Origin of the sequence: Terrimesophilobacter mesophilus (assembly GCF_014200375.1) — a bacterium.
GTDB classification, from domain to species: Bacteria; Actinomycetota; Actinomycetes; order Actinomycetales; family Microbacteriaceae; genus Terrimesophilobacter; species Terrimesophilobacter mesophilus.
Window position 1 is genome coordinate 430,754 of record NZ_JACHBP010000001.1, and the last position, 11,435, is coordinate 442,188.

The following is an 11,435-nucleotide window of genomic DNA, read 5'->3' on the forward strand; positions in this document are numbered from 1 at the left end:
GATCTCCTTCTTCATCGGCTGCAACCGGCGGCCGATGTCGAGCATTCCCCTGCACTCGAGCGGTCCGCACACTCGCTACGCTGGAGACATCCCGAAAGGAGCCTCCAGTGCGAGTTGGTGTCACGCGAGAACAACGTGCAGGGGAACGGAGGGTCGCGGCAACACCGGAGACGGTACAACAGCTCACAGCCCTCGGACTCGACGTCGTCGTCGAGAAGGGGGCCGGCGATGAGTCCGGATACTCGGATGCCGCCTACAAGGAGGCCGGCGCGACGATCGCCGCGAAGCTCGCCCTCGGTGCACTCGACGTGCTCGTGCACGTGCGCCCGCTGAGCCCGGCCACTGCTAAGGCGCTCAAGAAGGGTGCGGTCACCATCGGCCTCGCCTCGCCCTCGACTGAGCTGCCCACTGTTGCTGCCCTTGCCGCCGGGAAGGTGACCGCGTTCGCGCTCGAACTCATCCCCCGCATCTCCCGCGCCCAGTCCATGGACGCACTCAGTTCCCAAGCGCTGGTCGCCGGATATCGCGCGGTCATCGAAGCAGTGATGCGTTATCCGCGCTTCTTCCCCCTCTACATGACCGCAGCGGGCACGATCCCCCCGGCGAAGGTGCTCGTGCTCGGGGCCGGAGTCGCCGGATTGCAGGCGATCGGGACGGCAAAGCGCCTGGGCGCGCGCGTCTCGGCCAACGACATCCGGGCCGCCTCTGCCGACGAGGTCCGCTCGATGGGAGGCACGTTCATCAACCTCGACCTCGACACGGCGGCGGAGGGCACGGGCGGTTACGCGAAGGAGCTCGCCGAGGACCGCGCGAAGCGCCAGCGCGACCTGCTCGCGCCGCACGTCGCCGCATCGGACATCCTCATCACGACGGCGGCGATCCCCGGACGGGCGGCTCCACTCCTCGTCACGACCTACATGGTCAAGGGGATGCGGGCCGGATCCGTCGTCATCGACCTCGCGGCGGAGTCCGGTGGAAACGTCGAGGGCGTGGTCGCGGGTGCAGACACACCAGTCGCCGTCGACGGAGGCACTGTCACCCTCGTCGGGCTGCAGGATGCCCCCTCGGCCATCCCCTCGGACGCCTCCCGCCTGTACGCCAAGAACGTCGCCAACCTGCTCGCGATCATGACCGCGGACGGTACCGTTTCCCCCGACTACTCCGACGAGGTCGTCGCAGGGGCGTGCCTCACGCGAGACGGCACCGTCGTGCACGAACCGACTGCGAACGCCCTCGCCCAATCGAAGCCAGCTCCCACCAAGAAACCCGCCAGCGCAGCGAAACCCGCCACCAGAAAGCCAGCTACCGGCAAGAAACCGGTCACCACCAAGAAGGGAGCCAAGTGATGGATCCCGTCACCCTTCTCACCGTTGTCGTCCTCGCCGTGTTCGTCGGCTTCGAGGTCGTCTCGAAGGTCACGAGCAAGCTCCACACCCCGCTGATGTCGGGCGCGAACGCGATCCACGGCATCATCCTCATCGGCGCCATCATCGTCGCCGGGCAGACGAGCGACCCGTGGCTGCTCACCGTCGCGATCATCGCCGTCGTGCTGGCCACGGCCAACATGGTCGGCGGCTTCGTCGTCACCGACCGGATGCTGGAGATGTTCCGAGGCAGGAAGCCGGCCAAGGCCGACACCCCCGCAGGGGCCGGCACCGGGGAGGTCGCGAAGTGAGCGTCCTCACCCCGGAGTGGACCGCGCTCCTCTATCTCGTCTCGGCCGTGTGCTTCATCCTTGCGCTCAAGGGATTGTCCTCCCCCCGCCACGCCCGCAGGGGCAACCTCATCGGCTCCGCCGGTGCGCTCCTCGCGGTCATCACGGTATTCCTCTCCGTGAAGCTCGACAACATCCCACTCATCCTCGCGGCCATCGTCGTCGGTTCCGCCATCGCGGTCCCGATCGCCCGCAAGGTGCAGATGACGCAGATGCCGCAACTCGTCGGCGGGTTCAACGGCGTCGGCGGTGGCGCTGCGGCCCTCGTGGCCGTACTCGAACTGGGACACAACGTCGACGTGTGGGTGCGCATCGCGATCGTCTTCACGATGCTCGTCGGGGCGATCTCCTTCTCCGGTTCGGCGATCACGGTCCTCAAGCTGCAGGAACTCATGACGACGCGACCGGTGCTGTTCCCGGGCTTGCGCTGGGTCATGTCGATCGCGGTCCTCGCATCCCTCGCCTCCGCTGTGCTCGTCGTCGTGACGGGGTCGTGGATCTGGGCGGTCCTGCTCCTCATCCTCGGCCTCGGGGTCGGCGTGCTGCTCGTGCTGCCGGTCGGCGGTGCGGATGTCCCGATCGTCATCTCGCTGCTCAACGCGTTCACCGGCATCGCCGTCGCCGCGAGCGGTATCGTGCTGGAGAACGTCCTGCTCCTCGTCGCGGGTACGCTCGTCGGCGCGAGTGGAACCATCCTGACCATGGCAATGGCGAAGGCCATGGGCCGCGGGGTCACCGGCATCCTGTTCGGCGCGTTCAAGGGCGGCTCGACCGCGGGGTCGACGACCGTGAGCGACCGGCCGGTGCGCTCGAGTTCGGCCGAGGATGTCGCCGTTCAGCTCGGATACGCCCAGAACGTCGTCATCGTGCCCGGGTACGGGCTCGCGGTCGCACAAGGGCAGCACACGATCGCCGAACTGGCGACGGCGCTCGAGGACCGCGGCGTGCACGTCGTGTTCGGCATCCACCCGGTTGCTGGGCGCATGCCCGGTCACATGAACGTGCTGCTGGCCGAGGCGAACGTGCCGTACGAGGCTCTCAAGGAGCTCGATGAGGTGAACCCGGAGTTCAAGTCCACGGATGTCGTGCTCGTCGTGGGCGCGAACGATGTCGTGAACCCCGCGGCGAAGTCGACACCGGGATCACCGATCTATGGGATGCCGATCCTCGAGGTCGGGGACGCGAACCAGATCGTGTTCCTCAAGCGCTCCATGCGCCCTGGGTTCGCTGGTATCGAGAACGAACTGCTCTACGACCCCAAGACCGAGCTGCTGTTCGGCGATGCGAAGGAGTCGCTGTCGCAGGTGCTCGCGGCGGTCAAGGCGCTGTAGGAGTCGGCGACTCAGTCGATCATGTAGGAGCCGGTCGGACTGAAGCCGGAGTCGAGCTCGAACGGGTCGCGTACCTGGCTCGAACGGTCGGACACCGCCACGAGGGAGGCGAACTCCGCCGCCGCCCGCTCGACCCGGCTCTGCAGTGTGGCCACCCGGTCACCGGCGTCACCCCAGTCGGCTGAGGCGGCGAACACGCCGGTCGGAACGACGACGGCGTGCAGGTAGGTGAAGAGGGGCCGCAGTGCGTAGTCGAGGACGAGCGAGTGCCGCGGAGTCCCCGCCGTCGCCCCGATGAGGACCGGTGCGCCGTTGAGTGACTGCGGGTCGAGCACATCGAAGAATGACTTGAACAGCCCGTTGTAACTCGTCGTGAAGACGGGTGTCACCGCGATGAGCCCATCGGCGGTCGCGACCGTCTCGATGGTCTCCTCGAGCTTCGGGCTCGGGAAGCCGGTGAGTAGATTGTTCGTCACGTCGACGGCCGTGTCGCGCAGCTCGATCGTGTCGACGGTGACTTCGACGCCGAGCTCGGCGAGCCTCGCGACGGTCGCCGTGGAGATGCGGTCGGCGAGCATCCGGGTCGACGATGGTTTGGCGAGCCCCGCCGACACGACCGCGATCCTGCGCTTCGTCATGATCCGACCTCCATCAGTTCCACGTCCTCCGCCGATTTCTCTGCTGCCTTCTCGACGAGCGCGGCGGCGGCAGCGGCCGCCTTCAGGTTGTCGTGCGTGGGAGCATCCGGAACCCCAGCGGGCCGGTTCTTCGCGAACTCCTTGCGGAGCACCGGGACGACCTCTCCTCCGAGCAGGTCGAGCTGCTCGAGCACGGTCTTGAGCGGCAGGCCGGCGTGGTCCATGAGCCAGAGCTGGCGCTGGTAGTCGCCCGCGTATTCCCGGAAGCCGAGCGTGCGGTCGATGACCTGCTGCGGGCTGCCCACGGTGAGCGGGGTCTGCGCCGTGAAGTCCTCGAGGCTCGGTCCATTGCCGTACACCGGAGCCTCGTTGAAGTATGGCCGGAACTCGTTCACGGCATCCTGCGAGTTCTTGCGCATGAACGCCTGCCCGCCGAGACCGACGATGGCCTGCGCTGCGGTGCCGTGCCCGTAGTGCTCGAAGCGCTGACGGTAGTAGCCGATCATCTTCGCCGTGTGCTCGGCCGGCCAGAAGATGTGGTTCGAGAAGAATCCGTCGCCGTAATATGCGGCCTGCTCGGCGATCTCGGGGCTGCGGATGCTTCCGTGCCAGACGAACGGCGGCACGCCGTCCAGCGGTCGCGGTGTGGACTGGAATCCCTGGAGCGGGGTGCGGAACTGGCCGCTCCAGTCGACGAACTCCTCCCGCCACAGCCGGCGCAGGAGCGCGTACTTCTCGAGTGCGAGCGGGATGCCCTGGCGGATGTCCTCGCCGAACCACGGGTACACGGGGCCGGTGTTGCCGCGGCCGAGAGTCAGGTCCATGCGGCCGCCGGAGAGGTGCTGCAGCATCGCGTACTCCTCGGCGATGCGCACCGGGTCATTGGTCGTGATGAGCGTCGTCGCGGTCGAGAGGATGAGCCTCTCGGTCTTCGCGGCGAGCCAGCTGTTGATCGCGACGGGGCTCGAGGGCATGAACGGGGGGTTGTGGTGCTCCCCCATCGCGAAGACGTCGAGACCGACCTCTTCCGCGTGCTGGGCGATCCTGAGCACGTCCTGCAGCCGGGAAGCGTCGGTCGGCTCCTCGCCGGTCACCGGGTTGCGGGTGATGTCCCCGACGCTGAAGATCCCGAACTGCATCGCCTTCCGTGTGTCCTGTGGCTGTGTCGTTGCCTGTGTCATCGTCATTCCCAAAGTCTATTCGTTTGCATGAACATTGGGGTCAACCGCGGAGCCCGCCACACTATTCCCGCGAATCGTCACGAGTTCAGCGGCGAGCAGTTCCAGTGTGCGGATACGACCGGGAGCCGTCCGGGGGTCATCCGGGACCGAGGAACCTGCGCCCGGCGAGATCATGACCTCGTCGACGCCGAATTGCGCCGCGAGCGCCCGGATGCGCGTCGCCGCGGGGCCGGGCGCATCGATGATCCAGCGTTCAGACATCCGGTCGATGAGGTCCTGGAGCGCAGGAGGGAGGTCCGCGGTCGCCGCAGCAGCCTCCTCCACGGTCACCTGAGGGCCGAGCGGGAGTCCGCTGCGCAACCGCGCCATCTGCTGCAACTGTGGGAGGGCGAGTGCCCTGGCCTCCTCGGCGGTGTCGGCGACGACCGCGTTGACGGTGAGGAAAGTGCGAGGCGCGGCGAGGTCTTCCGAGGGAGTGAACCCGTCCCGATACAGTGCGAGCGCCTGCGCGGTGCCTTCGCCGGAGAAGTGGTGGGCGAACACGTAGGGCAGGCCGAGGCTCGCGGCCAATCGCGCGGAGTAGTCGCTCGACCCGAGTAGCCAGATCGGGGATGCTGCGGCCGCGAGCGGTGTCGCCTTGATGGCATAGTCCCGGCCACTGTCGCCACCCCGTCCGCCTCCGAGACGCAGGGTCGCGCCATCCGGGCTCAGCAGCATCCGGATGTCCTGCACGTTTTTCGGGAACTCGTCGACGTCGCTCGTCGCCCCGCTCGACCGCAGGAGCGCCGTGATGACCGGGTCGCTTCCCGGTGCGCGGCCGATACCGAGGTCGATGCGCGCGGGGAAGGCCGCCTCGAGAACAGCGAACTGTTCGGCGATCACGAGCGGGGAGTGGTTCGGGAGCATGACACCGCCGGATCCGACCCGGATGCGGTCGGTGTTGGCAGCGATGATGCCGATGAGGACGGGTGGATTCGTGGCGGCCACCGCCGGCATGTTGTGGTGTTCCGCCACCCAGTAGCGCTCGAATCCGAGGTCATCAGCGCGTTTGGCGAGTGCGATGGATGCGGCGATCGCGTCGGACGATGACTGTTCGGTGTGGACGGGAACGAGGTCGAGAACCGAGAGTTTCAGAGGAGAACCTGCCTTCACGTGACCACACCATTCCGCGGACGTCTGCCGGACGATTATTCGACTAATCGATTGATTGCCCCGGCGACGTTCTGCCAGTACCATTCTCTCAACTCCCCTGACAAGAAGGAACCCGACCATGCGTGCCAGGCTCCCCCTCTTCTGCTCCCTCGTCGCCGTCTCCGTCATCGGAGTCGCCGCACCGGCCTCTGCTGCGGGAACGACCTACAACTGGACTGCCGGCGGTGGCGGGAATCAGGAGACGGCGACTGCCGCGAACTGGGATCTGGGTGTGCCCGGTTCCGACGAGAACCTGGTCTTCGGTGCGGGGACGCACGCCCACAACAACCTTGCGACCGACCTGCTGGTCCGTGGACTCTCGTTCACGGCATCCGGTTTCCTGCTCGACGGCAACCGCATTGCGCTCGGCACAGGCGGCGCGAGTGCGACGGTGGATGCGAGCACGAACCTTGACATGAACCTCAGCGTCGACCAGACCTGGAGCGCTGCCGCCGGTGCGACGTTCACCCACCACGGCACGATCAATGTCCTGACCGGGGTACTCACCGTTTCCGGGGCGGGGACCATCGACTTCGCGAACCGGATCGACGGCAACGGCGGAGCCGGCCAGGTCGTGAAGACCGGGACGGGGACGCTCATCCTGTCCGGCGGCGGCGGTGCGATCAACACCGCGGGTGCCGGCGACCGCGGGTTGGACGTCCAGGCGGGCGAAACTCGCGTGACCGGCATGCTCGCCGGAACGGACTTCGTGATCAACGGTGGCACGCTCACCGGCGGCAACCTCAGTGACCCCCTGCTCGGCGTCGTTCGGGCCCTCACCCTGAACACGGGCAGCATCTCCCCCGGTGTCGTGACGGGAGAGATCTCGACCATCCACACCTGGGAGCCGTTCACCGCGAACGCCGGCGGCATCCTGGCGTTCGATGTCGACGGAACGACGAGCGACCGCCTCGACGTCTACAAGGATGTGACGCTCAACGCGCCGACGCTGCACCTGAACGTGGTGACCGCACCGGTCGTCGGAACGGTGCTCACTCTGGCCGCCACTCAGATCGGGACCGTGACCGGCACGGTCACGTCGCGGACGGGTGAGGCCCTCACGAGTGGCAGCGAGTTCATCGACAGCGGACACCGTTGGCTCCTGTCCATCGGCCAGGGTTCGATGTGGGTCGAGTATCTGGGTGCCGCACCGGTCCCGCCTGGTCCGAGTCTCGCCGAGACCGGTGTGACAACGGGCTGGCTACTCCCGGTCGGCGGGGGCATCCTCGTGCTCGGGATCATCCTGCTCATCCTGTTCCGCAAACGCAGCGCGAAGTTCGAGGGTTAACGCCGCCGCTTCCGCACGACTTCGACGAGGTAGCTGCCGGCGAGGAGCACGATGCCGACGATGAGCGCAGCGCGGAACGCGAGTCGGAATATCCCGCCCTGGAGGGTGAACGCGAGAACGGCGGTCACGACGACGACGAGAAGGATCGCGAAACGGACCAGGTTGATGCGGGCGAGCGGACCGGTTCGAATGCTTCTCTTCCTGGATGCCCTCACGGCGCCGCCGTCACACTGCCGCCATCATGCGGGGCCGGTCATGCAGGCACCCGCTCGAGCGTCGGCGCGGTGCGGGCGGCGAGCATCCACGCCATCCGGATCGCCCCGTAGGCGATGAACCCCTGGGCGGCGAGATAGGTGACCATGATGATCGTGTCGATCTGCCACAGTTCGAAACCGGGCAGGAATCGGTTCAACCCGAGAAGGGTGTCGGAGACGACGAAGAGTGCGCCGCCGATCGCGATCCAGCGGTTGCAGCTGAGCCCGATCGCCCCCATGGAGCCGAGTACGAGTCCGTACACCGCGACCGGGATGAGCAGCGCGCCGAGGTGCGGGGCGAGGATCGCGACGAGGGCGACCCACCACGCGAGATAGACGAGCGCTGCCCAGCGCAGGCGACGCATCCGGAGTCTGCGGAGGAAGAGGACGATGTAGGCGACGTGGGCGAGGAGGAAGAAGCCGAGCCCGACGAGGAAGCTGAGGTCGCCGGGTGCGCCAAGGGTGACATCCCCGGCCCAGGAGAACAGGATGCCGAGCGTGCCGAGCAGGGCGAGCTCACTCCGGATGCGCGGGAGTGAGTAGAGGAACGCGGCCAGCAGGGTCGGCATGAGCAGTGGTTTCAGAAACCCCGCCAGCGGTCCGTTGTCGCCGGCCTGAGCCACCAGGTACACGATGCTCACAAGCAGGTACGGTGCGAAGACGGTCGCGACCCGGGCTTTGTTCATGACTCGACCCTATTGGTTCTCTGCGCCGTTCCCGATCGCGCGGCGCTATTCCTCGATGCGGATGCGCTTGGTGCGCGAGGTATGGCCGCGGAGGATCTCGACGCGGCTGCGGGCGACCCCGAAGTGTTTCGCGAGGAGTTCGATGACGGCGGTGTTGGCCTGGCCGTCGACGGCGCGCTGCGGGACGTACACCGTGAGCGTCTCGCCATCCGGACCCGGCGTCGTGTCGACGAGCGGCCCTTTGCGGCTGCCCGGTTTAACGCGCACGGTGACGTCCATGACCCAAGGTTAACGAAACGGGCCGTCACCCCGAAGGATGACGGCCCGTCTGCCAAGTGTCGTCTCAGGTCGCGCCTGTCGAGAACTAGCGACGCAGCCCGAGGCGCTCGATGAGCGAGCGGTACCGGTTGATGTCGATGTCCGACAGGTAGCCGAGCAGACGGCGACGCTGTCCGACGAGCAGCAGCAGGCCACGACGTGAGTGGTGGTCGTGCTTGTGCTCCTTGAGGTGCTCGGTGAGGTCCTTGATGCGTGCGGTCAGCATTGCGACCTGCACTTCGGGGCTTCCCGTGTCACCTGGGTGAGTGGCGTACTCGTCGATGATCGCTTTCTTGGCATCTGGTGCTAATGGCATAGATGGCCCCTTTCGCTCGTTGCGCGGTGCCGGTCACCTGTTGTGCCGGCTCTCTTTATCCGCGGCCGTTGGACGGCAACCTTGAGAGTTTAGCAGAGGGTCACTGTCGCTTACTTCTTAGAGTGCTGAAGGGACTTCACTCGTGCTCGAGTAGGTCCTGAACTACTCGATCTGCCAAGTACGGGTACAAATCCGATTTTTCCAAGTCGGTCGCCAAAGTCGGTCGCGATCGATGACTATATCTCGCAGCCTGTCCACCCGGTTTTGCGAACGCATATCGCTTGCAATGAGGTAGCTGGACGCCAACCATTTCCCACTCCTCATCTACGCCCTCCATACCACCGACAAAGATTGCCCCCTCTGGCTTCATCTCCTCAAGCATCTGACGACGCATGCGTCTCAGACTTTGCCGCCGATTTCGCAAGTCAGAGGTTTCGCCCGCCACGGCTTCAGTAAACCGAACGTCGCCGAGCCCACTATTGATAAGTTTTCGAGTATCAGCCGGAAGTTCCAACTCAAACACACGTGACTGATATACAACTATTCGCGGCTTCCCAGTCTCTGGGGGAGGGAACTCCGAGGCTAAGAACAAGAGCACCGGTGCAATCGTCGGATGAGCTGCAGTGACAAGCGTCCCACCAATTGCAAGTACTTCTCTTGAAGTGGACACGACCGCGTCCAAGATTTCCATGGGTTCGAAATCACCAACCCAGCGCAATGGATCCGGGATGCTCGCTGAGACGAATAATCGGATCTCGCTATGATCTGATGATGGAGTCAATAATCGCGCCATATTGAATCCAAAGAGGTTAGGGTGTTGAGTTCGAGCCTCCGACGCTGTCTAGCCCAATCGAGAATTTGCTGACGTTCTACTGTGAAGTTCTCTGTTTCGTGGACGAGATGCGAATTGGCGACTGTTCCGATCTGGGCAGCGGAGACGTCCAGTTCATAAATGTCCTGAACCGTCGGAGTTGCGGGCGTGGGGCGGAGTAGATGCAACTCACCTCTCGGCGATTTCGCAGTGAGTTGCCATTCTGGGAGCGCTTGAGTTGCATACCCTGCCGCTTTGGCACTCGCGATAGCGCTCGACACAAGTGCCTTTCGCCTACGAACCATAGCTGAGGCAAAACTTGTCTCAACTTCGACGATGATGCTTCCGACCGCAGCACGAGTGAGCCGCCTGCGGCGATGGAAGGGTTGGAAGTCGCCCGGACGCAAGCGCAATCGCGGCATCCGTTCGGTGGTTGGTAATTCGGTGACTTTTCCAGGCCAGCGGACTATTACCATGGCTATTCGGTGGGCAAATGCATACGCCACCTCTGTGCCAACCCATGAGGAGAGATGTGCCTCTGGAGTCTCTAACAACACCAATAGTGGATAATCTTCGATCGCCGAAATCACTTCGCTCTGAACATCGCGCCCGGGGCCGATGTCAAAGCGATCGAGAAAAGCCGCGAATCCAACGTGCCCGAGTTGATCGTGCAATTGCTCCGCAGCCTGGAGGCCATCTGAACGTCGATGGCTAATGAATACCTTCCGTGTTTTTTCAGCAATCCCAAGCTCAGACAGAATGACCCCGGCAGCTGCTTTGAAGCCACCTGCGGGCGAGCCCTCGACGCCGTTATACGGGCCAAGAATTGGCGGCACTGCGAGTGGGTAATCAGCCAACGAAGGCACAACCGGGAGCACTACACACGAGTTCGAAATGTACCTCTTGAGTATCCCCATTTCCGCCGGTTTCGTCCGCCGGCCTGGGGCGCCCAAGTAGACCGCCACATGCCCCTGAAACCTGTCGTCAGGTTTCGTCAGTATTACGGAGACATTCTGCGAAGCTCCAGAAGCTGAAAGTGCTTCCGCTAGTGCCGCCTGCAGTTGCTCCCGAGCACCTCCGAGTACATCGAAACAAGGCACAACATGTCTCACCACCGCTGGTTCGCTCACTATCGTTGCTTCATTCTCAGTGCATAGGTTTGCTAGTCCAATTTATATTCGAGCCCTTAGCGAGAATTGATCGCGTCGGCAACCCAGGCTTCAATGTTCTCTGCAATCTCGTTATAGACGTATGTGCTCGTTGTGAATTTTGGGTTGTGTGCAGTCACTAAAGAAGTCATTGGTTCCCCTCCGACATTGAAGGCTCTAAACGGGTTTTGACCCATTGAAGTCTGATTCCTTTGCGCATCCAAGAGGTTATGAACATGGATCCCCATGACCCCCAAGCCTGCCTCCCACGCGTACTTGATCTCGTATTTTATCCACTTTCGTTCCGCAGTCTCGGAGCCGATCAGCACTACGAGGCAGTCCTTGCCGATCATTTGGTTCGCAATCCACGCCTCGATCGCAGCATCCCCACCCGCCTGAACGTCCTCCCAATCGTTTTCACTGACAGGCTCATTGCCCTCAAGCTTGCCAATGCCTCGAACAGTTCCGGCACGCCAAGAGTCGTTGTCAAAGTGAAAGCTGTAGAAAACCTTGTGTGCCATTTGTGCCTCCTATGAGTTGGTGTTGATGTTGAGATAGC

14 protein-coding genes are annotated in these 11,435 nt (G+C 64.1%); 4 read left to right on the plus strand and 10 right to left on the minus strand.

Annotation, left to right across the window (positions count from 1 at the left end):
- Positions 1 to 107 precede the first annotated feature (107 nt).
- Genes BKA04_RS02085 through BKA04_RS02095 form a run of 3 tightly spaced genes read left to right on the plus strand, consistent with a single transcriptional unit; the run spans position 108 to position 3,045 of the window.
- On the plus strand, positions 108 to 1,346 hold the full coding sequence (locus tag BKA04_RS02085; protein WP_104094930.1) for a Re/Si-specific NAD(P)(+) transhydrogenase subunit alpha: 1,239 nt from the start codon (positions 108 to 110) through the stop codon (positions 1,344 to 1,346).
- Positions 1,346 to 1,675: an NAD(P) transhydrogenase subunit alpha part 2 gene (locus tag BKA04_RS02090; protein WP_104094931.1), complete on the plus strand. Its 330-nt coding sequence runs from the start codon at positions 1,346 to 1,348 to the stop codon at positions 1,673 to 1,675. The genes BKA04_RS02085 and BKA04_RS02090 overlap by 1 nt, the downstream gene beginning before the upstream one ends.
- Positions 1,672 to 3,045 (plus strand): NAD(P)(+) transhydrogenase (Re/Si-specific) subunit beta, encoded by a 1,374-nt coding sequence (locus BKA04_RS02095; protein WP_104094932.1) that lies wholly within the window; start codon positions 1,672 to 1,674, stop codon positions 3,043 to 3,045. Before BKA04_RS02090 ends, BKA04_RS02095 begins: the two co-directional genes overlap by 4 nt.
- Positions 3,046 to 3,056: 11 nt before the next feature.
- On the opposite strand, the gene BKA04_RS02100 is transcribed toward BKA04_RS02095, so the two are convergent.
- Genes BKA04_RS02100 through BKA04_RS02110 form a run of 3 tightly spaced genes read right to left on the minus strand, consistent with a single transcriptional unit; the run spans position 3,057 to position 6,016 of the window.
- On the minus strand, positions 3,057 to 3,683 hold the full coding sequence (locus tag BKA04_RS02100; RefSeq protein ID WP_104094933.1) for an FMN reductase: 627 nt from the start codon (positions 3,681 to 3,683) through the stop codon (positions 3,057 to 3,059).
- The gene (locus BKA04_RS02105) at positions 3,680 to 4,822 is read right to left on the minus strand and encodes an LLM class flavin-dependent oxidoreductase (protein ID WP_104096576.1); all 1,143 of its coding nucleotides are present in this window, start codon (positions 4,820 to 4,822) and stop codon (positions 3,680 to 3,682) included. Before BKA04_RS02105 ends, BKA04_RS02100 begins: the two co-directional genes overlap by 4 nt.
- A 57-nt stretch (positions 4,823 to 4,879) precedes the next feature.
- Entirely contained in the window at positions 4,880 to 6,016 is a 1,137-nt protein-coding gene (locus tag BKA04_RS02110) for an LLM class flavin-dependent oxidoreductase (protein ID WP_232841935.1), read from the minus strand.
- Between the two features lie 118 nt (positions 6,017 to 6,134).
- Here BKA04_RS02110 and BKA04_RS02115 point away from each other — a divergent pair, with 118 nt between their 5' ends.
- Entirely contained in the window at positions 6,135 to 7,343 is a 1,209-nt protein-coding gene (locus BKA04_RS02115) for an LPXTG cell wall anchor domain-containing protein (protein ID WP_104094934.1), read from the plus strand.
- Here BKA04_RS02115 and BKA04_RS02120 read toward each other — a convergent pair.
- The 7 genes from BKA04_RS02120 to BKA04_RS02150 form a co-directional block, all read right to left on the minus strand.
- Positions 7,340 to 7,558: a hypothetical protein gene (locus BKA04_RS02120; RefSeq protein ID WP_104094935.1), complete on the minus strand. Its 219-nt coding sequence runs from the start codon at positions 7,556 to 7,558 to the stop codon at positions 7,340 to 7,342. The genes BKA04_RS02115 and BKA04_RS02120 overlap by 4 nt on opposite strands.
- A gap of 38 nt (positions 7,559 to 7,596) precedes the next feature.
- Positions 7,597 to 8,283, minus strand: coding sequence for a lysoplasmalogenase (locus BKA04_RS02125; RefSeq protein WP_104094936.1), 687 nt, complete (start codon positions 8,281 to 8,283; stop codon positions 7,597 to 7,599).
- A 45-nt stretch (positions 8,284 to 8,328) separates the two neighbouring features.
- On the minus strand, positions 8,329 to 8,562 hold the full coding sequence (locus BKA04_RS02130) for a DUF167 domain-containing protein (RefSeq protein WP_104094937.1): 234 nt from the start codon (positions 8,560 to 8,562) through the stop codon (positions 8,329 to 8,331).
- 85 nt (positions 8,563 to 8,647) lie between these two features.
- Positions 8,648 to 8,917 (minus strand): 30S ribosomal protein S15, encoded by a 270-nt coding sequence (gene rpsO, locus BKA04_RS02135; protein WP_104094938.1) that lies wholly within the window; start codon positions 8,915 to 8,917, stop codon positions 8,648 to 8,650.
- A 136-nt stretch (positions 8,918 to 9,053) separates the two neighbouring features.
- A complete protein-coding gene (locus BKA04_RS12325) occupies positions 9,054 to 9,710 on the minus strand; it encodes an SLOG domain-containing protein (RefSeq protein WP_408646431.1) in 657 nt (218 codons plus the stop codon).
- The gene (locus BKA04_RS02145) at positions 9,695 to 10,564 is read right to left on the minus strand and encodes a toll/interleukin-1 receptor domain-containing protein (protein WP_167309638.1); all 870 of its coding nucleotides are present in this window, start codon (positions 10,562 to 10,564) and stop codon (positions 9,695 to 9,697) included. The genes BKA04_RS12325 and BKA04_RS02145 overlap by 16 nt, the downstream gene beginning before the upstream one ends.
- A gap of 350 nt (positions 10,565 to 10,914) precedes the next feature.
- Entirely contained in the window at positions 10,915 to 11,397 is a 483-nt protein-coding gene (locus tag BKA04_RS02150; protein WP_104094940.1) for a TIR domain-containing protein, read from the minus strand.
- Positions 11,398 to 11,435: the final 38 nt, after the last annotated feature.